This window comes from Kitasatospora sp. NBC_01539 (assembly GCF_045040525.1).
Lineage (GTDB): Bacteria > Actinomycetota > Actinomycetes > Streptomycetales > Streptomycetaceae > Kitasatospora.
Genome location: NZ_CP109390.1, coordinates 1,902,915 through 1,925,577 on the forward strand (window position 1 = coordinate 1,902,915; position 22,663 = coordinate 1,925,577).

20 protein-coding genes are annotated in these 22,663 nt (G+C 74.1%); 1 reads left to right on the forward strand and 19 read right to left on the reverse strand.

Features of this window, described 5'->3' with window-relative positions; genetic code table 11:
• Nucleotides 1–43 precede the first annotated feature (43 nt).
• The 8 genes from OG335_RS08080 to def form a co-directional block, all read right to left on the reverse strand.
• The gene (locus OG335_RS08080) at nucleotides 44–868 is read right to left on the reverse strand and encodes an ABC transporter ATP-binding protein (protein WP_405010344.1); all 825 of its coding nucleotides are present in this window, start codon (nucleotides 866–868) and stop codon (nucleotides 44–46) included.
• 207 nt (nucleotides 869–1,075) lie between these two features.
• Nucleotides 1,076–1,732, reverse strand: a complete 657-nt coding sequence (locus tag OG335_RS08085) for a C39 family peptidase (protein ID WP_405010345.1) — start codon at nucleotides 1,730–1,732, stop codon at nucleotides 1,076–1,078.
• Between the two features lie 29 nt (nucleotides 1,733–1,761).
• Nucleotides 1,762–2,682: a diiron oxygenase gene (locus OG335_RS08090; RefSeq protein WP_405010346.1), complete on the reverse strand. Its 921-nt coding sequence runs from the start codon at nucleotides 2,680–2,682 to the stop codon at nucleotides 1,762–1,764.
• Between the two features lie 129 nt (nucleotides 2,683–2,811).
• Nucleotides 2,812–3,861: an aldo/keto reductase gene (locus OG335_RS08095; protein WP_405010347.1), complete on the reverse strand. Its 1,050-nt coding sequence runs from the start codon at nucleotides 3,859–3,861 to the stop codon at nucleotides 2,812–2,814.
• Nucleotides 3,862–4,089: 228 nt separating this feature from the next.
• Nucleotides 4,090–5,061: an aldo/keto reductase gene (locus OG335_RS08100; protein WP_405010348.1), complete on the reverse strand. Its 972-nt coding sequence runs from the start codon at nucleotides 5,059–5,061 to the stop codon at nucleotides 4,090–4,092.
• A 107-nt stretch (nucleotides 5,062–5,168) separates the two neighbouring features.
• Complete coding sequence (locus tag OG335_RS08105) at nucleotides 5,169–6,599, reverse strand: RsmB/NOP family class I SAM-dependent RNA methyltransferase (protein WP_405010349.1); 1,431 nt, start codon at nucleotides 6,597–6,599, stop codon at nucleotides 5,169–5,171.
• Nucleotides 6,600–6,726: 127 nt separating this feature from the next.
• The gene (gene fmt, locus OG335_RS08110; RefSeq protein ID WP_405010350.1) at nucleotides 6,727–7,707 is read right to left on the reverse strand and encodes a methionyl-tRNA formyltransferase; all 981 of its coding nucleotides are present in this window, start codon (nucleotides 7,705–7,707) and stop codon (nucleotides 6,727–6,729) included.
• Nucleotides 7,708–7,733: 26 nt separating this feature from the next.
• The gene (gene def / locus OG335_RS08115) at nucleotides 7,734–8,279 is read right to left on the reverse strand and encodes a peptide deformylase (RefSeq protein WP_405010351.1); all 546 of its coding nucleotides are present in this window, start codon (nucleotides 8,277–8,279) and stop codon (nucleotides 7,734–7,736) included.
• 245 nt (nucleotides 8,280–8,524) lie between these two features.
• Between def and OG335_RS08120 the strand changes: the two genes are divergently transcribed.
• Entirely contained in the window at nucleotides 8,525–9,058 is a 534-nt protein-coding gene (locus OG335_RS08120; protein ID WP_405010352.1) for a hypothetical protein, read from the forward strand.
• A gap of 27 nt (nucleotides 9,059–9,085) precedes the next feature.
• Here the strand turns inward: OG335_RS08120 and OG335_RS08125 are convergent, their stop codons facing one another.
• From OG335_RS08125 to carB, 11 genes are all read right to left on the reverse strand, one after another.
• On the reverse strand, nucleotides 9,086–11,152 hold the full coding sequence (locus tag OG335_RS08125; RefSeq protein ID WP_405010353.1) for a primosomal protein N': 2,067 nt from the start codon (nucleotides 11,150–11,152) through the stop codon (nucleotides 9,086–9,088).
• 100 nt (nucleotides 11,153–11,252) lie between these two features.
• Nucleotides 11,253–12,461, reverse strand: coding sequence for a methionine adenosyltransferase (metK, locus tag OG335_RS08130; RefSeq protein ID WP_405010354.1), 1,209 nt, complete (start codon nucleotides 12,459–12,461; stop codon nucleotides 11,253–11,255).
• Between the two features lie 137 nt (nucleotides 12,462–12,598).
• Nucleotides 12,599–13,813 carry a bifunctional phosphopantothenoylcysteine decarboxylase/phosphopantothenate--cysteine ligase CoaBC gene (coaBC, locus tag OG335_RS08135; protein WP_405010355.1) on the reverse strand — a complete coding sequence of 405 codons (1,215 nt, stop codon included), beginning with the start codon at nucleotides 13,811–13,813 and terminating at the stop codon, nucleotides 12,599–12,601.
• A gap of 166 nt (nucleotides 13,814–13,979) precedes the next feature.
• Nucleotides 13,980–14,246, reverse strand: a complete 267-nt coding sequence (gene rpoZ / locus OG335_RS08140) for a DNA-directed RNA polymerase subunit omega (protein ID WP_405010356.1) — start codon at nucleotides 14,244–14,246, stop codon at nucleotides 13,980–13,982.
• Nucleotides 14,247–14,298: 52 nt separating this feature from the next.
• Nucleotides 14,299–14,856 carry a guanylate kinase gene (gene gmk, locus OG335_RS08145; RefSeq protein WP_405010357.1) on the reverse strand — a complete coding sequence of 186 codons (558 nt, stop codon included), beginning with the start codon at nucleotides 14,854–14,856 and terminating at the stop codon, nucleotides 14,299–14,301.
• Between the two features lie 48 nt (nucleotides 14,857–14,904).
• Entirely contained in the window at nucleotides 14,905–15,231 is a 327-nt protein-coding gene (mihF, locus tag OG335_RS08150) for an integration host factor, actinobacterial type (RefSeq protein WP_100887384.1), read from the reverse strand.
• Nucleotides 15,232–15,465: 234 nt separating this feature from the next.
• Nucleotides 15,466–16,305, reverse strand: a complete 840-nt coding sequence (gene pyrF / locus OG335_RS08155; protein WP_405010358.1) for an orotidine-5'-phosphate decarboxylase — start codon at nucleotides 16,303–16,305, stop codon at nucleotides 15,466–15,468.
• Nucleotides 16,302–17,273 carry a dihydroorotate dehydrogenase gene (locus OG335_RS08160; RefSeq protein WP_405010359.1) on the reverse strand — a complete coding sequence of 324 codons (972 nt, stop codon included), beginning with the start codon at nucleotides 17,271–17,273 and terminating at the stop codon, nucleotides 16,302–16,304. Before OG335_RS08160 ends, pyrF begins: the two co-directional genes overlap by 4 nt.
• Nucleotides 17,273–18,070: a dihydroorotate dehydrogenase electron transfer subunit gene (locus OG335_RS08165; RefSeq protein ID WP_405010360.1), complete on the reverse strand. Its 798-nt coding sequence runs from the start codon at nucleotides 18,068–18,070 to the stop codon at nucleotides 17,273–17,275. Before OG335_RS08165 ends, OG335_RS08160 begins: the two co-directional genes overlap by 1 nt.
• 113 nt (nucleotides 18,071–18,183) lie before the next feature.
• On the reverse strand, nucleotides 18,184–19,281 hold the full coding sequence (locus OG335_RS08170) for a quinone-dependent dihydroorotate dehydrogenase (protein WP_405010361.1): 1,098 nt from the start codon (nucleotides 19,279–19,281) through the stop codon (nucleotides 18,184–18,186).
• A gap of 71 nt (nucleotides 19,282–19,352) precedes the next feature.
• Nucleotides 19,353–22,661 carry a carbamoyl-phosphate synthase large subunit gene (carB, locus tag OG335_RS08175; protein ID WP_405010362.1) on the reverse strand — a complete coding sequence of 1,103 codons (3,309 nt, stop codon included), beginning with the start codon at nucleotides 22,659–22,661 and terminating at the stop codon, nucleotides 19,353–19,355.
• Between the last annotated feature and the right edge of the window lie 2 nt (nucleotides 22,662–22,663).

Sequence of the window (22,663 nt, forward strand, 5' to 3'; positions counted from 1 at the left end):
CCGACGGCGCGGCGGTGCGGCGGTGCGGGGGTGCGGGGGCGTCTCAGAGCGCGGTCGGCGCCGTCCGGGCCGCGCGCGCCGTCCAGCGGCCGTCGTGGCGGGCGATGCTGACCGGGTGCCCGAAGCAGGCGCTGACGAGCTCGGTGGTCAGCACCTCGTCGACCGGGCCGGCCGCGACGGTCTCGCCGTCGCGCAGCAGCAGGGCGTGGGTGGTGGTCTCCGGGAGCTCCTCCAGGTGATGGGTGACGAGCACGCTGGCGAGCTGCGGGTGCTGCGCGCGGAGCTGGTCCAGCGCGGCGAGCAGGATCTCGCGGGCGGTCAGGTCGAGCCCCGTGGCGGGCTCGTCGAGCAGGAGCAGCCGGGGGCGTGGCATGAGGGCGCGGGCGATGAGCGTGCGGCCGCGCTCGCCCTGGGAGAGCTTGGGCCAGACGGCGTCGGCCCGGTCGGCCATACCCATCAGGTCGAGGAGGTGGTCGGCGTGTGCGATCGCGTCCGCGTCCGGCTTGTGCCACAGGTCGGGTTCGATGCTGTTGGTGAGGCCGGTGAGCACGACGTCGCGCACGCCGAGCGGCGAGCGCAGCGGGTGCCGCGGGTTGACGTGCCCGAGGTGGGCGCGCAGCCCGCGGATGTCGACCCGACCGAGCTGCCGGCCGAGCACGTGCACCTCGCCGTGGGTGGGGTGGGAGACGGCGCCGAGCAGCGCGAGCAGGGTGGACTTGCCGGCGCCGTTCGCCCCGAGCAGGGCCCAGTGCTGGCCGGGCTCGACGGCGAGCGAGATGTCGCGCAGAAGGTAGCGGCCGTCGCGGACGACGTCGACGCCGACGGTGCGCAGCAGCGCCTCGTCCGGCAGGGGCTCGGTCGGGGTCACGGCGGCCTCCGGGCGGGTGCGGGCGATCACTCGACGGCCACGCTAACAGCCCGTGCGACGGCACCTGCCGCGCTGTTCGGGATCCGGACGGCCTCCGGGCGCTGCCCCGCGCGACCTCGCGCTTCCCGGCGCGGCACGGCCCGGCGCGGTCGGCCGGGAGCGGATCGGGCGGGGCGCCACTCGGCGCGTCCGGGGCCGGCCCGGGCGCTACTCGCCGCGTTCGAGCTGCGGCGGGCCGAGCAGGATGCCGCGCCCGGCGTAGAAGCGCCCGAGGTCGGCCCAGGGCACCCGGGCGTGCTGCTGGGACTCCCCCGCGAAACCCGACGGGTTGTGCACGAGGAGGCCCTCGTCGTCCGCGCCGACGGCGAGCACGAGGTGCCCGCCGGCGCGCGGCGGGGCGGGTTCGAGGGTGCGGATCGACGGGTGGACGGAGATCATCGCGAGCCGTCCGGCGGCGAGGTGGCCGGGCAGTTCCTCGGCCGGCAGGGGTGACCTGGCGTCGGCGTACAGGCCCCAGCGGCTCCGGACGTAGGCGGCGAAGGGGGCGTGGATCAGGCCGTCCAGCCGCCCGTCGGGGTGTCGGACGTAGCCGCCGGCGTCGGTGCTCTCCCGCGCGAGGCGGACGATCGGCGGGGCGACGCCCCACCAGTGGTCGAGCGCCATCCGCAGGCAGGCCATGCCGCAGGCACGCCAGGACCAGAAGGCGTACTCGGCGGGGTCGGGGGCGCCGGACTGCTCCCAGCGCGGGTCGTCCTCCGCCTCGACGGTGCCGGCGATGATGTCGGCGACGAGTTCGGGGGATTCCCACTGCGCGTAATAGGGAACCGGATGGCTGATCGGCTGCACATGATCATTCTGACGCATGCCGGCGCGGCGCGCGCTGCGGCCCCCGCTCACACGACGCCGGCCGCCCGCAGCAGCCACCGGTTGGTCCGGCCGACGAGCCCGGCCCGGTCGAGGACGCCGACGACCTTGGCGGCCATCTCGACCTTCGCCGCCCGCCACTGCGGGTTCGCCCGGGCGGCGCGGGCGCCCTCGGCCGGGTCGATGCCGACGGAGGCGTAGACCCCCGGGTGGATCAGCCGGGTGGTCGCGAAGTAGACGACCACGCCCATCAGCAGCTGCTCGGCGCGCCGCCGCACGAAGCCGAGGTCCTTGCGCTGCAGCTCCTCGCGGGCGTACGTGATGTGCCGGGCCTCCTCGATCACGTGGATCCGGGACACCTGGCGGACGAGCGGCTGCAGCGACTCGTCGTTCATCATCTCGCGCTGGAAGGAGTCGAGGATCTCCTCGACGTACATCGTGCCGCCGAAGGTCTGGCTGTGCGTGGAGACGGCCTTGAACACCCGGCCGAGGTTGTGCGCCACCCGTCCGGCGCCGTACGCGGGCGCGCCCATCTTGGCGATCATGCGGGCGAACATCACGGAGTGCCGGCACTCGTCGGCGATCTCGGTGAGCGCGTACTGCACGTGGGCGGTGGTCGGGTCACGGTCGAAGGCGTGCCGCAGCAGCATCTGCATGAGGATCTCCTCGAACCAGATGCCGACGCTGGCGACGCTCGCCACCTCGTGCTTGCTCAGCTCGATGCGCTGCTCCTCGGTGAGGCCCCGCCAGAGCGCGGTGCCGTACAGCGAGGTGCGGTGCGGGGCGATGTAGTAGGCGCCGGGCACGGGTTCGGCGTCCCAGTCGACCTCGGTGAGGGGGTCGAAGGAGAGCTTGGCGGAGGACGCCAGCAGGCGTTCGGCCGTGCGCCGTCGCTGCCGGTCGCGTTCTTCGAGGACGGCGGTGGTGGCCTTGCGCGCGGTCGTCGCCATGAGGGTGGCTCCTCGGTCGCTCTGGGGTGGGGGCTCTCTGGCGAGACCGTAGAAGGTATTAGACTCTTCGTCAATAAGGCGGGCGAAAAGGAGCCCGCCGCCACCGGACGGGCCCGCTTCCCCCGACGCCTATCCGGCGGCCCGCTCACCGACCGGGCGGCGGCGCAGCGCCGGGTCGGTGAGCGCCTGCGGCCGCCAGACACCGTCCGCCCGGTAGAGGTCCGTCCCGGGCGGCACGACGGCGTCGATCCGGTCGAGCGCCGCATCGTCCAGCACCAGCGAGGCGCCCTTCAGCAGCGACTCCAGCTGGTCGGACGTCCGCGGCCCGATGATCACCGAGGTGACCGCGGGATGCGCCGCCGGGAACGCCACCGCGAGCTCCGGCAGCGTGCACCCCAGGTCGTCGGCGAGCCGGACGAACTCCTCCACCGCGTCGAGCTTCGCCGCGTTGCCGGGGATCTCCGGGTCGAAGCGGGCCGGGGTCAGCGCCGCCCGGCCGCTCGACAGGTCGATCGGCCGGCCCTTCCGGTACCGGCCGGTGAGGAAGCCGGACGCCAGCGGGCTCCACGTGAGCACCCCCATGCCGTACCGCCGGGCGACCGGCAGCACCGAGGCCTCGACGCCGCGCGCCAGCAGCGAGTACGGCGGCTGCTCGGTGCGGAACCGCTGCAGGCCCCGGCGCTCCGCGACGTGCTGCGCCTCGACGATCTCCTCCGCCGGGAAGGTCGAGCAGCCGAAGGCGCGGATCTTGCCCTCCCGCACGAGGTCGCCCAGCACGCCGAGCGTCTCCTCGATGTCGGTGCGGGGGTCGGGCCGGTGCACCTGGTAGAGGTCGATCCGGTCGGTCCGCAGCCGCCGGAGGCTCGCCTCGACCTCCTGGACGATCCAGCGCCGGGAGTTGCCGCCGCGGTTGGGGCCGTCCCCCATCGGGAAGTGCACCTTGGTGGCGAGCACGACGTCGTCGCGCCGGCCCTCCAGGGCCTTGCCGACGATCTCCTCGGACTCCCCCGCGGAGTACATGTCCGCGGTGTCCACGAAGTTGACGCCAGCGTCGAGCGCCGTGTGCACGATGCGGGCGCAGGCGTCGTGGTCGGGGTTCCCCACGGCGCCGAACATCATCGTGCCCAGGCAGTGGACGCTCACCTCGATGCCGGTGCCGCCGAGGACGCGGTAGCGCATGGTCGTACTCCTTCGGGTGCACGGCCCGCGGAGTCAGGCCGTCTGCGCACTCTAGGAGTTGGAGTGCACTCCAGCTCAAGTGCCTTTCCGGCGGGCGGGGCCGGCGGCTGCGCCGGCCGGGGCGGCCGCCCACGGCCCCGGCGGCCACCCGCGTCGGCCCGTCCGCGCGGCGGACGGCCCCTCCGGCGGCCCTGTCCGGGCCGTGCGCCCGGGCAGGACCGGCGTCTCCTACCAGGCGTAGTCCTCCGGTGCGGTGCGGTGGCCGGGGAAGATCTCGTCCAGCCGGTCGAGCGTCTTCCGGTCCAGCACCACGTCGAGCGACCGGACGGCGGCGTGCAGTTGCTCCAGCGTGCGCGGCCCGACGATCGGCGCGGTGACCGCGGGGCGGGTGAGCAGCCAGGCGAGGGCCACGTCGCCCGGCTCGTGGCCGAGTTCGGCGGCGAGGTCCTCGAAGTCCCCGATCTGCTCGCGGTGCTTCGCGAGCGTCTCCGCGGCGCGGCCCTCGGTGCGCCGCACGCCCTCGCGCTCCTTGCGCAGCACGCCGCCGAGGAGGCCGCCGTGCAGCGGGGACCACGGGATCAGGCCGAGGCCGTAGTGCTGGGCCGCCGGGGCGACCTCCAGCTCGACGCTGCGCTCCAGCAGGTTGTAGAGCGACTGCTCGCTGGTGAGGCCGAGGAAGTTGCGGGCCCTGGCGGTCTCCTGGGCCTGGGCGATGTGCCAGCCGGCGAAGTTGCTGGAGCCGACATAGATGATCTTGCCCTGCGCGGTCAGCACCTCCATCGCCTGCCAGATCTCCTCCCACGGAGTGGCCCGGTCGACGTGGTGCATCTGGTAGAGGTCGATGTAGTCGGTCTGCAGCCGCTTGAGGCTGGCGTCGACGGCGCGGCGGATGTTGAGCGCCGAGAGCTTGCTCTCGTTGGGCCAGTCCCCCATGTCGCCGTACAGCTTGGTGGCGATCACGGTCTTCTCGCGGCGGCCTCCGCCCCGGGCGAACCAGTTGCCGATGATCTCCTCGGTACGGCCGCGGTTCTCACCCCAGCCGTAGACGTTGGCGGTGTCGACGAAGTTGATGCCGAGCTCATGGGCCGTGTCCATGATCTCGTGCGCGTCGGCCTCCTCGGTGTGCGGGCCGAAGTTCATCGTGCCGAGGCAGAGACGGGAGACGGTGAGGCCGGTGCGGCCGAGGTGGGTGAACTCCATGCGGCCCACCCTCCGTCAGACCGGCTCCGCTGTCCAGTATTTCCTTCGGCCTGTGGACAAACCCCCGCCGGGCTCCGTTCGTCCACAGGCCGGCCTGCTCGGACCCGTCAGGTGGTACGGCGCAGAAGCGCGAGGTACATCGCGTCGGTGCCGTGCAGGTGCGGGAAGAGCTGCACGTCGGGGCCGTCGCCCAGCGCGGGCACGCCCGGCAGCAGCGGGCGGGCGTCGATCCACTCGACGCCCGGCTCGCCGCGCAGCACGTCGTCGACGACGGCGCGGGTCTCGGCCAGGTGGGGCGAGCACGTGGCGTACCCGATGACGCCGCCCACCCGGGTGGCCTGGATCGCGCCGCGCAGCAGGTCGCGCTGGAGCGGGCCGAAGCCGGCGATGTCCTCGGGGCGGCGGCGCCAGCGGGCCTCGGGGCGGCGGCGCAGCGCGCCGAGGCCGGAGCACGGCACGTCGACGAGCACCCGGTCGAAGCTGCCGGGCCGCCAGGCCGGCCGGGTCCCGTCGGCGGCGATCACCGTGTACGGGCCGGGGTTGCCGGCCAGGGTGCGGGCGACCAGCCGGGCGCGGTGCGGCTGCTTCTCGGAGGCGACCAGCGCGGCGCCGCGGTCGGCGGCGAGGGCGGCGAGCAGGGCGGCCTTGCCGCCGGGGCCCGCGCAGCCGTCGAGCCAGACGCGGTCGGGGCCGTCGAGGGGGGCTGCGGCCAGTGCGAGGGCCACGAGCTGGCTGCCCTCGTCCTGCACGCCGGCGCGGTTCTCGCGGACGGCGGCGACGCCGGCCGGGTCCCCGCCCTCGGCGAGCCGCAGCGCGTACGGCGACCAGCGGCCGTCCCCGGCCTCGGGCAGGGCCTCGCGGAGCTCGTCGACCGTGACGCGGCCGGGGCGGGCGACGAGGGTGACCTCGGGCCGCTCGTTGTCGGCGCGCAGGAGGTCCTCGACGTCGGCGCGGCGGGCGGCGTCCGGCTGCCAGCGGCCGAGGGAGTCCCACAGCGAGGAGACGACCCAGCGCGGGTGGGAGTGCACGACGGCGAGGTGGTCCTCGGCGTCCTCGTCGTAGGGCGGGGCGACCTGGGCGATCCAGGCGTCGAGGTCCTGGGCGCTGATGCGGCGCAGGACGGCGTTGACGAACTTCGCGCGGCCGTCGCCGAGCACCGCGCGGGCCAGCTCCACGGTGGCCGAGACCGCGGCGTGCGTGGGGATGCGGGTGGCGAGGAGCTGGTGGGCACCGAGGGAGAGGACGTCCAGCACGGGCGGGTCGACCTCGCGCAGCGGACGGTCGACGCAGGCGGCGATGATCGCGTCGTAGGTGCCCCGGAGGCGCAGCGTGCCGTAGACGAGCTCGGTGGCGAGGGCGGCGTCGCGGCGTTCCATGCCCTTCTGCTCGGCCTCGCGGAGCAGCGAGGGCATGATCAGGTTGGCGTAGGCGTCGCGCTCGTCGACGGCGCGCAGCGCGCGGAACGCGACGATCCGTGCGGGGTCCTTCTTGGGACGGCGGTGCGGGCGGGGGGCGCGCTGGGCGCTGGGGGTGGTCACAGGTGCCTCGAAGGTGCTGCGGAGTTATCCGTACGGGAAGGGCGGTGGTGGGTGGCCGGACGCCGTGGTGCGGCGGGATCGGCCGGAGCGGGCACGCCCCAGGGCGTGTCTGACGATTCGCGGCGGATCAGCGCGCGGCGTCGGGCGCCTGTCGGGAATGGTCGGACACGCCCTGGTCGCCGAGCCGCTCGCCGGACTCGATCCGGACGCCTCGGGCCCAGTCTGCCGCGCGCATCGGCTTCTTGCCCTGCGGCTGGACCTCGCCGAGTTCGACGTCGTGGCTGCCGGTGCCGATGCGGACGCTGTTCTTGGCGACGGCGAGCTCGCCGGGGGCGAGGGCCGTCTCGCCGGGCAGCAGCTTCACCGGGCCGGCGAGCTTGAGGCGCTCCCCGCGGAAGACCGTCCACGCGCCGGGCGCGGGGGCGCAGCCGCGGACGAGGCGGTCGACGCGCAGCGCGGGGTGGTGCCAGTCGATGCGGGCGTCCTCGACGTTGATCTTGGGGGCGAGGGTGATGCCGTCGGCGGGCTGCGGCACGGCGTGCAGCGCCCCGTCGGCGATGCCGTCCATGGTCGCGGCGAGCAGCCGGGCGCCGGAGTGCGAGAGCCGGGTGAGCAGGTCGCCGCTGGTGTCGGCGGGGCGGATCTCCTCGGTGACGACGCCGAAGACCGGGCCGGAGTCGAGGCCTTCCTCGATGAGGAAGGTCGAGGCGCCGGTGACCTCGTCGCCGGCCATCACGGCGTGCTGCACGGGCGCCGCACCGCGCCAGGCGGGCAGCAGCGAGAAGTGCAGGTTGACCCAGCCGTGCTTCGGCACCTCCAGGGCGCCCGGGCGCAGCAGCGCGCCGTACGCGACGACCGGGCAGCAGTCCGGGGCGAGTTCGGTGAGGCGGGCGAGGAAGTCGGGGTCGCTCGGCTTCGCGGGCTTCAGCACCTCGATGCCGGCCTCCTCGGCGCGCTGCGCGACCGGGCTGGCGACCAGCCGGCGGCCGCGGCCCGCGACGGCGTCGGGGCGGGTCACCACCGCGACGACCTCGTGCCGGTCGGAGGCCAGCAGGGCGTCGAGCGCGGGGACGGCGACCTCGGGGGTGCCGGCGAAGACGAGGCGCATGGGTGCCTTTCGGGAAGGGGACGGGGTCAGCGCGCGGAGCCGAAGGTCGAGTGCGGGGAGACCCGGACGGTCGGTGCCGGCCCGTCGCCCCACTCGGCTTCGCGGATGGCCTTGAGCGCGGCCTTGCGCGCCTCGCGGTCGAGGCGGTCGATGAAGATGATGCCGTCGAGGTGGTCGGTCTCGTGCTGGATGCAGCGGGCGAGCAGCTGGGTGCCCTCGATCTCGACCGGTTCGCCGTGCATGTCGAAGCCCTTGGCGACGACGCCGTAGGCGCGCCTGGTGTCGTACTGCAGGCCGGGCAGCGAGAGGCAGCCCTCGGGGCCCTCCTGCTCCTCGTCGGTGAGCGCGAGGTCGGGGTTGACGAGGTGGCCGACGACGCCGTCCACGTTGTACGTGAAGACCCGCAGCGAGACGCCCAGCTGGGGGGCGGCCAGGCCGGCGCCGGGGGCGTCGAGCATGGTGTCGGTGAGGTCCTTCACGAGCCGCCGGAGCTCCTTGTCGAAGGTCGTGACGGGACGCGCGGTGGAGCGGAGCACCGGGTCGCCGAAGATCCTGATCGGCTGGATCGCCATGGCTGCGGGCTCCCTGGGGTCGGCGGCGGTCGGAAACGTACCCGGAGAGTCTATGCAATCGGCGGCGGCGGCCCGGTCCGGGTGCCGGATGGTCCCGTCCGGCCGGCGCCGATCGCGGTTTCCCGCACAACCCGTCCCCACCGGGCGCGTTACCCGGGCCAGGGGTCGGGCGTTGGTCAAGTGGAATTGACCGGACGCACGCGTCGCGGTCCGAGCCGACCGAACGGAGAGGTGGCACCCAGGCCATGGCCGAGCAGATCAATCACGATGCCCGGGCACGGGCGAGCCTGCACCTGCTGGTCCGGGACATCGAGCGGGTCAGGCGCCAGGTGGACGCCCTCCGCACGCTGACCGCCCAGCTGGGCAACGTCTACCGGCCCCGCCGGCCCAGCACCTCCGCCGGCTTCGTCGTGTACGGGCGGGCGCCCGCGCCCACCGTGCGCCTCGCGCAGGAGCTGCGGGAGAGCGTGGAGACGCTGGTCGCGGCGGCGGTCGAGTTCGACCGCGCGCTCGGCTTCTCCTGGGATTCGGTGGGGTCCGCGCTGGGGGTGACCAAGCAGGCGGTGCACCGCCGGTACGGCATGCGCCGGCCCGCGGGCGAGCTCCTCCCCACGGTGTCGGTGCCGGCCACGGGCGGCCCGCGGGACGAGCAGGCCTCCGAGGAGCACCAGGAACGGCCGGAGTCCTCGCCCTCCGCCGCCGCACTGGCCCGGACGGTGCCGCAGGCGCGGCAGGGCGGCCTGGGCAGCCCGCAGGGGACGGCCCGGCTCATCCGCTGAGCGGCACCGCTCCCGCCCCGCGGCCGGTCAGCCGATGTCGGGCGGGTCGATCCTGATCCGGACGGGCGCGCCGGTGCGCAGCGCGATGCGGGCGATCTGCGCGGCCTTCAGCGCCGAGGCGAGGGCGGCCCCCTGCCCGGGTGCGACCCGCAGGAGGGCCCGCTCCACCTCCTCGCCGCGGGCCGCGGGTACCGGCACCGGGCCGAGCACGTCGGCTCCCTCCGGCAGCCGGACGAGCCCCAGCAGGTCGGCGACGGCCTGCGGCGGCCCGGTCACGGAGGCCATCCGGGACACCGGCGGGAAGTGCAGCTGGGCGCGCTCGTCGAGCTCGGTGGCGGCGTGGCCCGCCGGGTCCCAGCGCACCAGCGCCTGGACGGGCCGCGCGGACGGCTCGGCGACGACCACCACCGTGCCGCCCGCCCCGGCCGGGCGTACGAGGGCCGCGGCGGTGAGCCAGCGGCGCAGTGTCTCCTCGCCGGCCCGCAGGTCGGGGCGGGTGAGCAGGGCCCAGCCGTCCAGGAGCAGGGCGGCGGCGTAGCCGTCCTCGGCGAGCGGTTCGGCGCCGGGGGTGGCGATCACGAGTGCCGGCCCCGGCGGCACGGTGGCGAGCACCGCGTCACGACCGGAGGTGCGCACCGGTACCCGCGGGAAGGCCTTGCCGAGCTCCTCCGCGGTGCGGCGGGCTCCGACGATCTGGGCCCGCAACCGGAACGACCCGCACTCGACGCAGTGCCACTCCGGCTCGGCGGTGCCGCACCACGTGCAGACGGGCGGAGTGGCGGCGGAGCCGGCCTCCAGGGGGCCCGCGCACCGCCGGCAGCGGGCGGGTGTGCGGCAGCGGCCGCAGGCGAGCCGCGGCAGGTAGCCGCGCCGGGGCACCTGCACGAGGACGGGGCCGCGGGTGAGGGCGTCGCGGGCGGTCGCCCAGGCGACGGACGGCAGCCGGGCGGCCTGCGCGGCGGCGTCCCGGGCCTGGTCGAGGTCGGTGACGGTGCGCACCCGCGGGGCGAGGTCGCGGACGGTGGCGCGTTCGGCGGCGAGCGGCCTGGCCCATCCGGTGCGGAGCAGCTGCGCGGCCTCGACGGTCGTCGACAGGCCGCCGAGCAGCACGCCGGCGCCCTCCTCGGCGGCCCGCAGCAGCGCGACCTCGCGAACGTGCGGGTGGGGCGCGTTGGGGTCGCGGTGGCTGCCGTCGCCGTCCGACCAGACGACGAGCAGGCCGAGCGGGCGGACGGGCGCGAAGACGGTGGCGCGGGTGCCGACCACGGCCCGTACCGAGCCCCGGCTCACGGCCAGCCAGTGCCGGTACCGCTCCTCCGGTCCGGCCTCCGCGGCGAGCACGGTGTGCAGGCCGGGCCCGAGCAGCTCGGTGAGGGCGGCGTCGACCCGGGCGACGGCGCGGCCGTCCGGCAGGACGACGAGCGCGCCGCGGCCGCCGGCGAGCGTGGCGGCCACCGCCCGGGCGATCTCGTGCGGCCAGTCGGGGCCGGGCAGGGCCGTCCAGACCGCCCGGGGGGCGTGGCCGGCGGCGAGCGAGGCCAGGAAGGCGGGCCCCTGCGGGTAACGGGTCCAGGTGCCGGGCCCGGGGGCGGCCGGCAGGGGCAGCGGCGCCGGGGAGGGGTCGGCCTCCGCGCGGGCGTGCCGCGGCGGCACCGCGAGCTGCAGGACGTCGGCGAGGGTGCCCGCGTACCGGTCGGCGACGGCGCGGCAGAGTTTGAGGAGCGCGGGGGTGAGCACGCGCTCCGGTGAGAGCACCCGTGCGAGCGGGGCGAGCGGCCCGGGGTAGTCGGACGCGGCGAGCCGGTCGACGATGTACCCGTCGTGCAGGGCGCCGCCCTGCCGCCGCCCGGACGGGCCGACCCGGGCGCCGAACCGCACCCGGACGCGGACGCCCGGCTGCGCGTCGTCGGCCATGGCGGCGGGCACCGCGTAGTCGAAGTACTGGTCGAGGCTGAGCACGCCCTTGTCGACCAGCACCCGGGCGACCGGCAGCTCGTCGGCCGGTTTCACGCCCTGGGCGGCCTTCGGCCTCGACCGGCGGACGGTCTCCCGGATGAGGGCCAGCTGCTCGCCGGCCCCGTCTGCGCTGCTCATCGTCACCCTTGTTATCAGACGGCGCCGACAGAACGCCGCAGGCGGCGGCCGCCCCCGGTGGGGGTGGCCGCCGCCTGGGCGGTGCCGGTGACGGAGCCGGTCAGGCGCTGACGGCCTTCTTCAGCGCCTCGACGCGGTCCGTGCGCTCCCAGGTGAAGTCCGGCAGCTCACGGCCGAAGTGGCCGTACGCGGCGGTCTGGCCGTAGATCGGGCGCAGCAGGTCCAGGTCGCGGATGATGGCGGCCGGGCGCAGGTCGAAGACCTGGGTGACGGCTTCCTGGATCTTCAGGACCGGGACGGTCTCGGTGCCGAAGGTCTCGACGAACAGGCCCACCGGCTCGGCCTTGCCGATCGCGTACGCGACCTGCACCTCGGCGCGGGTCGCAAGACCCGCGGCGACGATGTTCTTCGCCACCCACCGCATGGCGTACGCGGCGGAGCGGTCGACCTTGGACGGGTCCTTGCCGGAGAAGGCACCGCCGCCGTGGCGGGCGTAGCCGCCGTAGGTGTCGATGATGATCTTGCGTCCGGTCAGGCCGGCGTCGCCCATCGGGCCGCCGATCTCGAAGCGGCCGGTCGGGTTGACGAGCAGCCGGTAGCCGTCGGTGACGAGCTTGATGCCCTCGTCGGCGAGCGCGCGGAGCTCGGGCTCCACGACGAACTCGCGGATGTCCGGGGTGAGCAGCGACTCCAGGTCGATGTCGCTCGCGTGCTGCGAGGAGACGACCACGGTGTCGAGGCGGACGGCCTTGTCGCCGTCGTACTCGATGGTGACCTGGGTCTTGCCGTCGGGGCGCAGGTACGGGATCGTGCCGTTCTTGCGGACCTCGGACAGGCGGCGCGAGAGGCGGTGCGCGAGGGTGATCGGCAGCGGCATCAGCTCCGGCGTGTCGTCGCACGCGTAACCGAACATCAGGCCCTGGTCGCCCGCACCCTGCTTGTCGAGCTCGTCGTCCTCGCCCTCGACCCGGTGCTCGTGCGCGGTGTCCACGCCCTGGGCGATGTCCGGGGACTGCGAGCCGATGGACACCGACACGCCGCAGGAGGCGCCGTCGAAGCCCTTCTTCGAGCTGTCGTAGCCGATCTCGAGGATCTTGTCCCGGACGAGCTGCGCGATCGGCACGTAGGCCTTCGTGGTGACCTCACCGGCGATGTGGACCAGGCCGGTGGTGATCAGCGTCTCCACGGCGACGCGCGAGGTGGGGTCCTCCTTGAGGAGGGCGTCCAGGATGGTGTCGCTGATCTGGTCAGCGATCTTGTCGGGGTGTCCCTCGGTAACGGACTCCGAGGTGAACAGGCGGCGAGACACAGCGCTCCCTGGGGTTGCAGCGGCTGCTGACTGAATGCCCTGGTGGTCAGGGCATCCGGAAAGACTCTGATTCCTGGAGTGTAACGGCCAGGCACCGCCACCCGGCACTCCCCCGGTACGGCAGTCGTGTGACTGTCCTATTGCGGCAGCACTGCGAGACGCGGCGCCACGGCGTCCCACACCGCGTCCGCCAGGGCCTCCTTGGGCCCGTCCGGCACCACGGTCTCGCCGCCGTCGGCGGCGAGCACCGTTGCGGCATTGGTGTCACGGCCGAACGCCTTGCCGTCGCCGACCTCGTTCACCACGAGCAGGTCGCAGCCCTTGCGGGCCAGCTTGGCGCGGCCGTTCGCGAGCACGTCGTCCGTCTCGGCGGCGAAGCCGACGACCACCTGCCCGGGACGGGCCCGCCGCGCGGACAGCTCGGCCAGGATGTCCGGGTTGCGGACGAGCACGACCGGCGCCGGGTCGACGCCGTCGACCTTCTTGATCTTCCCGGTGGCGTACTCCGCCGGGCGGAAGTCCGCCACGGCCGCCGCCATGACCACGGCGTCCGCGTCGGCGACGGCCCTGCGCGCCGCCTCGCGCAGTTCCAGCGCGGTCGAGACGCGCACCACGTCGACCCCGGCCGGGTCGGGCAGCTCGACGTTGGCGGCCAGCAGGGTGACCCGGGCGCCGCGCGCGGCGGCGGTGGCCGCCAGCGCGTAGCCCTGCTTGCCGGACGAGCGGTTGCCGAGGAAGCGCACCGGGTCGAGCGGCTCGCGGGTGCCGCCGGCCGAGACCACCACGTGCCGGCCGGCGAGGTCCTGCGCCGCCGTGCCACGGGCGAGCACCCGGCGGCAGGCCTCGAAGATCGCCCCGGGGTCGGGCAGTCGGCCCTTGCCGGTGTCCGCGCCGGTGAGACGGCCCACCGCGGGCTCGACCACGACCGTGCCGCGGCGGCGCAGCGTGGCGACGTTCTCCCGGGTCGCCGGGTGCTCCCACATCTCGGTGTGCATCGCGGGGGCGAGCACGACCGGGCACCGGGCGGTGAGCAGGGTGTTGGTGAGCAGGTCGTCGGCCAGCCCGTGGGCGGCCTTGGCGAGGAGGTCGGCGGTGGCGGGGGCGACCACCACGAGGTCGGCCTGCTGGCCGATCCGCACGTGCGGCACCTCGTGGACGCTCTCCCAGGTCTCCGTGGCCGCGGGTCGGCCGGAGAGCGCCGCCCAGGTCGCCTCGCCGACGAAGTGCAGGGCCGCGGCGGTCGGCACCACGGTGACCTGGTGGCCCGACTCGGTGAACCGTCGCAGCAGCTCGCAGGCCTTGTACGCGGCGATGCCGCCGCTGACGCCGAGGACGACGCGCGGTGCGTTCATGGTGAGGGTGTCTCCTTCTACGGCCGCCGGCCGGGTGGGCCCGGCCTCACGCTCGCCTCACCCTACGGCGCCCCCGACGGCCCGTGCAGCATGACCCCGCGCACAGCGGAAGGGCCCGCCGGAACGTCTCCGGCGGGCCCTTCCGTACGACTGTCGAGCGTGGTGCTCAGGCGGCCTCGATCGGCTCCGCGGTGAGCATGCCGGCGTTGATCTCGCGCAGCGCGATCGACAGCGGCTTCTCGTGCACGTGGGTGTCGACCAGCGGGCCGACGTACTCCAGCAGGCCCTCACCGAGCTGCGAGTAGTACGCGTTGATCTGGCGGGCGCGCTTGGCCGCGTAGATCACCAGGCTGTACTTGGAGTCGGTCGCCTCGAGCAGCTCGTCGATCGGCGGGTTGATGATGCCCTCGGGCGCTGTCATCGAAGAGGACACGCGAAAACCTTCCGAAAGTGGATTTTCCGACCGTACGACCAGGTCGATCGGGTCAGACTACACCGAGCAAGGCTAGCAGTTCGGCTGCTACCTGCTCGACGGAGGTGTTGACAAGGGTCGTGTCGAACTCCTTCTCGGCGGCCAGCTCGACCTTGGCCGCATCGAGCCGCTGATCGATCACGTGCTGCGGTTCGGTGCCCCGGCCGGTGAGCCGGCGGACCAGCTCGTCCCAGCTCGGCGGAGCCAGGAACACGAGCTGGGCCTCGGGCATCGACTCCCGCACCTGCCGGGCGCCCTGCAGGTCGATCTCCAGCAGGACCGGCTCGCCGCGGTCGAGCTTGTCCTGGACGGCCTGCCGGGGGGTGCCGTAGCGGTTCCCCGCGAACACCGCCCACTCCAGCAGCTCGCCGTTGGCGACCAGCTTGTCGAACTGGTCGTGGTCGACGAAGTGGTACTGGACCCCGTCGCGCTCGCCGGGCCTCGGGTGCCGGGTGGTGGCCGACACCGAGAGCCAGACCTCGGGGTGCATCTTCCTCATATGAGCGACGACCGTGCTCTTGCCGACCCCCGAAGGGCCGGAGAGCACGGTCAGCCGCGGACGCTCACTCATGCACCGATTATCCCGGATCGCGGACGTTCCGGGGACCAGCACCCCGGTTCAGGAGGCGGCGGAGCCGAACTCCCGCTCCAGCGAGGCGATCTGGTTCGTACCGAGGCCGCGCACGCGGCGGCTCTCGGAGATGCCGAGGCGCTCCATGATCTGCTTCGCCCGCACCTTGCCGACGCCGGGGAGGCTCTCCAGCAGTGCAGAAACCTTCATCTTGCCGATGACCTCGTCGTCGGCCTTGCCGGCCTTGATCACGTCGTGCAGCGAGGCACCGGAGTGCTTGAGCTTGTTCTTCACGTCGGCGCGCTTCCGCCGAGCCTCGGCGGCCTTGGCGAGCGCAGCGGCGCGCTGTTCGGGGGTAAGGGGCGGAAGAGCCACGCCGTTCACCTCAGGTGTGGATGGAAGGGATGAGCTATGACTGGTGGTGCCCGGCCCCCGGAGAGCAGGCTCTGACCTGCACGGCGGCGGATTTTCCGCCGCCTTCCGGTGACCTACCGCCGGACACTACCCAACTTAGGCCGCCACGTCAGGAAAAGAACACGAAAAGTCCTGGTCAGCCGGGGCGGACACAGGACTTTTCCGGGCAAACCCGCCGCTGTCCGCGGCCGTCGGTCACCCCTTTGTGACGGCGCTCACATCGTCGACGAAGACCTGGGCCGCGTCCCGCAGCGCCCGCACGGACGGCCCGTGCTTCAGCACGTCACGGCTCACGCTCGGCAGCACGTTGCGCACCGAGGCGCCGAAGACCCTCGGCAGGTCGGCGGCGGTGGCGCCCTGGGCACCCACCCCGGGGGCGAGCAGCGGGCCGTTGATCGCGAGATCGACCCCCGCCTCGGCGAGTGTCGCACCGACGACCGCACCGAACGAACCGAGCGGCTCCTCGCCCGCGTTCTCCGCCGCGAGCCGGCTCAGCACGCCCTGCGCCACGGTCGCGCCGTCGGCGGCCACCGCCCGCTGCACCTCCGCCCCCTCCGGGTTGGAGGTGAGCGCCAGGGCGAAGAGGCCGCAGCCGTTCGCACGGGCCAGGTCGACGGCGGGCTGCAGCGAGCCGAAGCCGAGGTACGGGCTGACGGTGAGCGCGTCCGAGAAGAGCGGGCTCCCCGGCGAGAGGAAGGTCTCCGCGTACGCGGCCATGGTCGAACCGATGTCGCCGCGCTTGGCGTCCATCACGACGAGGGCGCCGGCGGCGCGGGCCTCCGCCACGCAGGCCTCCAGCACGGCGATGCCGCGGGAGCCGAAGCGCTCGAAGAAGGCGGCCTGCGGCTTGAGCACGGCGACCCGGTCGGCGAGCGCCTCGACGACCGTGCGGGAGAACGACTCCAGGCCGGCGACGTCGTCGCCGAGGCCCCACGCGGCCAGCAGCGAGGCGTGCGGGTCGATGCCGACGCAGAGCTGCCCGCGGCTGTCGAGGGATGCGCGCAGGCGGGCGCCGAACGGGGCGAGGGTGGTCATCGGGGTCCTCTCGGTGGATCGGTGCGGTGGGCCAGGCCCACCGCGTCGGTGAAGGCGGCGAGGCCGCGGACGGCGAGCTCGGTGCGCAGCTCGTCGAGGATGCGCAGCGGTGCCGTGGGGTCGCGCAGGAGTGCGGAGCCGACCGCGAAGCCGCTCGCGCCGGCAGCCGCGAAGGCGAGGGCGTCGCGGCCGGTGCGGATGCCGCCCATGCCGAGGACGGGCACCTCGGGCACCCGTCCGGCGAGCATCGCCGCGCGCACCTGGTGCACGCAGCGGAGCGCCACCGGGCGGACGGCGGGTCCGGAGAGGCCGCCGGGCCCGGCGGCGAGCGCGGGGCGCAGGGTCACCGGGTCGATCTCCAGGCCGGGCAGCGTGTTGATCATGGAGAGGCCGTCCGCGCCGGCCTGGACGCAGGCCGCGGCGATGTCGGTGATCGACAGCACGTCCGGTGCGAGCTTCGCGTAGACCGGCAGGTCGGCGGGGGCGGCCCGGCGCACCGCGCGCACCAGGTCGTAGGAGATCGCCGGGTTGGCGGCGAAGACCAGGCCCAGGTCGGCGTGGCTGGGCCCGCCGATGTTGAGCTCCAGGCCGACGACGCCGGGCAGGCCGCCGAGCCGGGCGGCGAGCGCGGCGAACTCCTCGATCCGCTGCCCGGCGACGGACACCACGACCCGGGCGCCGCGCTCGGCGAGCCAGGGCAGCTCGTGCTCGACGAAGGCGTCGATGCCGGGCCCGGGCAGGCCGAGGGCGGTCAGCACGCCCGCGGGCACCGCGGCGGCGCGCGGGGCCGGATGGCCGGCCCGCGGCTCGGGCATGACCGTGCGGGTGGTGACGGCGCCGAGCGCGTCCAGCGGGACGAACCGGGCGAGTTCGCGGCCCGTGCCGCCGCAGCCGGCCGCCGTCACCAGCGGGTTGGGCAGCAGCACCGGGCCGAACGGCGCGGTGAGGTCGACGTCCCGGGGGTCCATCAGCCGCCCACCAGCCCGTCCGGGACGCCGCCGAGGTCGGCCCAGCGGACCCGGGCACCGTCGAACACCGGGCCCTCGGTGCAGGCCCGGGCGAAGCGGGTGACGCCGTCGGCGCCGTCCACGGGCAGGACGCAGGCCGCGCACAGCCCCGTGCCGCAGGGCATCGGGGTGTCCGCCATCGTCCAGCAGCGCGCGCCCGCCTCGGCCGCGGCCCCTGCGACCGCCGCCAGCACGGCGGGCGGACCGGCGGCGTGGACCACCGTGGCGCCGATCGCCCGGACGGCCTGCGGCACCGGGTCGGCGAGCGGCCCGGGTAGCCCGGCCGACCCGTCCTCGGTGACCACCAGCACGTCCTGGGTGAGCGCACGGGCCTGCTCGACGCCGTGCAGCGCGGCGGCGGTCGGCGCGCCGAGGAGGAAGCCGACCTGCCCGCCGCGGGCACGGATCTCCTCGGCGAGCGCCGGCAGCGGCGCGGCGTGCCCGGCGTGGCCGACCAGCAGGGCGACGACGGCCTCCTCGGGCACCGGGAAGGGCGTGCCCAGCGGCGCGATCAGGTCGACCGCGCCGCCGGTCGGCGCCCGGTCGACGACGAGTTCGACCGTGCCGGCGGCGGCGTCCGCCCGCACGATCGGCACGCACTCCCGCAGCACGCCGTCACCGCCGTCGGCCGCGAGGGACGCGAGGTGGCCCGGACGCACCCGGGGTGCGGCCTCGGCGGCCCGCAGCACGAGCCGGTGACGGGCGCCCTCGGGGGTGGTGGAGAGCACCTCCGCCCGGGACCTGACCGGATGGGCCATCTCTCGTCCGCCTCTCTGGGGTGTCCGTGGCCGCGTCCCGTGGGCGCGGCCGCCCGGTGTGCAACGGGCCGGTCGGGGTCCGGGTCACGGCGGTGCCCGGACGGCCGGCGGGGTCAGCGCGCGGCGGAGCCCACGGCGTCGGCGATGCTCCTGTGGCCGCCGGCCCGCAGCCGGGCCGCCAGGCCCTTGTGTACCCGGCGCATCCAGAACGGGCCCTCGTAGATGAAGGCGCTGTAGCCCTGCACCAGGTCGGCGCCGTGCACGATGCGCTGCCAGGCGTCCTCGGCGGTCTCGATGCCGCCGACCGACACGATCGTCAGCCGTCCCTCGGTCCGGGCGCGCAGCCGCTGCAGGACCGCCAGCGAACGGGCCTTGAGCGGGGCGCCGGAGAGGCCGCCCATGCCGATCTCCTCGACCCGGGCGGCGTCGGTGGCCAGGCCCTCGCGGCCGATGGTGGTGTTGGTGGCGATGATGCCGTCCAGGCCCAGGGTGAGGGCCATGTCGGCGATCTCGTCGATGTCCTCGTCGGCGAGGTCGGGTGCGATCTTCACCAGCAGCGGCACGTGGTGCGAGGTGACCTCGTCGGCGGCCTTGCGGACGTCCCACAGCAGCGGGCCGAGGATCTGCACCGCCTGGAGGTTGCGCAGGCCGGGGGTGTTCGGCGAGGAGACGTTGACGACGAGGTAGTCGGCGTGCGGGGCGAGCCGGCGGGTCGACTTGAGGTAGTCCTCGGTGGCGTCGGCCTCCTCCACGACCTTGGTCTTGCCGATGTTGATGCCGACGACCGGGGTGGAGCCGGTGCGCACCCGGCCGGCGAGACGGGCCGCGACCCGGGCGGAGCCCTGGTTGTTGAAGCCCATCCGGTTGATCAGGGCGCGGTCCTCGACGAGCCGGAACAGCCGCGGCTGCGGGTTGCCCGGCTGCGGCTCACCGGTGATCGTGCCGATCTCGACGAAGTCGAAGCCGATCATCGCCAGGCCGTCGATGCCGATGCCGTTCTTGTCGAAGCCCGCGCCGAGCCCGAACGGCCCCGGCAGGTCGAGCCCGAGCGCGGTCGTCCGCAGCGCCGGGTCGCGCGGGGCGAGGACACGCCGCACGAGCCGGCGCAGACCGGGCACGGAGGCGGCCAGCCGGATCCAGAAGAAGCCCAGGTGGTGGGCCTTCTCCGGGTCCATCTTCTTGAAGACCAGGTCGAACAGGAGCTTGTACACGGCGGGGTGCGCCCTTTCCTGAGCATGGCCGTGGGGGGCACCCGTCGTACGGTGCCCCCCACGGGATCGGACTACTTGCGGCCGGCGTTGATCTGGGCCGCGTGCTCCTGCAGCGACCGCACGCCGACCTCGCCGCGCAGCAGCGCGTCGATGCCCTGCACGGCCGCACCCATCGCCTGGACGGTGGTCAGGCACGGCACCCCGCGCGAGACCGCGGCGGTGCGGATCTCGTAGCCGTCGAGGCGGCCGCCGGTGCCGTACGGGGTGTTGATGATCAGGTCGACGGCGCCCTCGTGGATCAGCTGGACGATCGTCTGCTCGCCGTTCGGGCCCTCGCCCTCGCTGTGCTTGCGCACGACGGTGGCGGGGATGCCGCCGCGCTGCAGCACCTCGGCGGTGCCTGCGGTGGCGAGCAGCTCGAAGCCGAGCTCGGCGAGCGCGCGGGCCGGGAAGACCAGGTTGCGCTTGTCGCGGTTGGCGACCGAGACGAAGACCTTGCCCTTGGTGGGCAGGGCGCCGTAGGCACCGGCCTGCGACTTGGCGTACGCCGTGCCGAAGACCCTGTCGATGCCCATGACCTCGCCGGTGGAACGCATCTCCGGGCCCAGCACGGTGTCGACGCCGCGGCCGTGCACGTCGCGGAAGCGCGACCACGGCATGACGGCCTCCTTGACGGAGATCGGCGCGTCGGCGGGCAGGGTGCCGCCGTCGCCCTCCGCCGGGAGCATGCCCTCGCGGCGCAGCTCGGCGATGGTCGTGCCGAGCGAGATCCGGGCGGCGGCCTTGGCCAGCGGCACGGCCGTCGCCTTGGAGGTGAACGGCACCGTGCGGGAGGCGCGCGGGTTGGCCTCCAGCACGTAGAGGATGTCGCCGGCCATCGCGAACTGGATGTTGATCAGGCCGCGCACGCCGACGCCCTTGGCGATCGCCTCGGTGGAGGCGCGCAGCCGCTTGACGTCGGAGTTGCCGAGGGTGATCGGCGGCAGGGCGCAGGCCGAGTCGCCGGAGTGGATGCCGGCCTCCTCGATGTGCTCCATGACTCCGCCGAGGTAGAGCTCGGTGCCGTCGTACAGCGCGTCGACGTCGATCTCCACCGCGTCGTCGAGGAAGCGGTCGATGAGCACGGGGTGCTCGGAGATCAGGCCGGCGTGCCGCTCCAGGTAGGAGGCGAGCGAGGGCTCGTCGTAGACGATCTCCATGCCGCGGCCGCCGAGCACGTAGGACGGGCGGGCGAGCACGGGGTAGCCGATCTCGTCGGCGATGGCCTTGGCCTCGTCGAAGGAGAAGGCGGTACCGTGCTTGGGCGCGGGCAGACCGGCGTCGCGCAGGACGCGGCCGAAGGCGCCGCGCTCCTCGGCGAGGTCGATCGCCTCGGGCTGGGTGCCGACGATCGGCACGCCGTTGTCCTTGAGCGCCTGCGCGAGGCCGAGCGGGGTCTGGCCGCCGAGCTGCACGATGACGCCGGCGAGCGGGCCCGCCTGCCGCTCGGCGTGCACGATCTCCAGGACGTCCTCCAGGGTGAGCGGCTCGAAGTAGAGCCGGTCGGAGGTGTCGTAGTCGGTGGAGACGGTCTCCGGGTTGCAGTTGACCATGACGGTCTCGTACCCGGCGTCGGCGAGCGCGAAGGAGGCGTGCACGCAGGAGTAGTCGAACTCGATGCCCTGGCCGATGCGGTTCGGGCCCGAGCCGAGGATGATCACGGCGGGCTTGGTCCGCGGCGCGACCTCGCTTTCCTCGTCGTAGGACGAGTAGAAGTACGGGGTCCTGGCGGCGAACTCGGCGGCGCAGGTGTCGACGGTCTTGAAGACCGGACGGATGCCGAGTGCGTGCCGGACCTCGCGGACGACGTCCGCCTTGAGGCCGCGGATCTCGCCGACCTGCTGGTCGGAGAAGCCGTGCCGCTTGGCGTGGCGGAGCAGCTCGGGGGTGAGCTTCTCGGCCCCGGCCAGCTCGGCGGCGATCTCGTCGAGCAGGAAGAGCTGGTCGACGAACCACGGGTCGATCCTGGTGGCGTCGAACACCTCCTCGGGGGTGGCGCCCGCGCGGATGGCCTCCATGACGGTGTTGATCCGGCCGTCGGTCGGCACGACGGCCTTCGCCAGCAGCGCGGCCTTGTCGCCGACCGGGCCGGCCCAGGTGAACTGGCTGCCCTTCTTCTCCAGCGAGCGCAGCGCCTTGTTGAGCGCCTCGGGGAAGTTGCGGCCCATCGCCATGGCCTCGCCGACCGACTTCATGGTCGTGGTGAGCGTGGCGTCGGCGGACGGGAACTTCTCGAACGCGAACCGCGGCACCTTCACGACGACGTAGTCGAGCGTCGGCTCGAAGGACGCCGGGGTCTGCTCGGTGATGTCGTTGGGGATCTCGTCCAGCGTGTAGCCCACGGCCAGCTTGGCGGCGATCTTGGCGATCGGGAAGCCGGTGGCCTTCGACGCGAGCGCCGAGGAGCGGGAGACGCGCGGGTTCATCTCGATGACGATGATCCGGCCGTCGTCGGGGTTGACGGCGAACTGGATGTTGCAGCCGCCGGTGTCGACGCCGACCTCGCGGATGACGGCGATGCCGATGTCGCGCAGGATCTGGTACTCGCGGTCGGTCAGCGTCATCGCCGGGGCGACGGTGATCGAGTCGCCGGTGTGCACGCCCATCGGGTCGAAGTTCTCGATGGAGCAGACGACCACGACGTTGTCGTGCTTGTCGCGCATCAGCTCCAGCTCGTACTCCTTCCAGCCGAGGATGGACTCCTCCAGGAGCACCTCGGTGGTCGGCGAGAGGGCCAGGCCCTGGCCGGCGATGCGGCGCAGGTCCTCCTCGTCGTGCGCGAAGCCGGAGCCGGCGCCGCCCATGGTGAAGGACGGGCGCACGACGACCGGGTAGCCGCCGAGGGTGTCGACGCCCTTGATGACGTCGTCCATCGAGTGGCAGATCACCGAGCGGGCGGACTCGCCGTGGCCGATCCTGGCGTGCACGGCCTCGACGACGCCCTTGAAGAGCTGGCGGTCCTCGCCCTTGTTGATCGCCTCGACGTCGGCGCCGATGAGCTCGACGCCGTACTTCTCCAGCGTGCCGTCGGCGTGCAGGGAGATCGCGGTGTTGAGCGCGGTCTGGCCGCCGAGGGTGGGCAGCAGCGCGTCGGGGCGCTCCTTGGCGATGATCTTCTCGACGAAGGCCGGGGTGATCGGCTCGACGTACGTGGCGTCGGCGATCTCCGGGTCGGTCATGATCGTGGCCGGGTTGGAGTTGACCAGGATCACGCGCAGGCCCTCGGCCTTCAGCACGCGGCAGGCCTGGGTGCCCGAGTAGTCGAACTCCGCCGCCTGGCCGATCACGATCGGGCCGGACCCGATGACCAGGACGGACTTGATGTCGGTGCGCTTCGGCACGG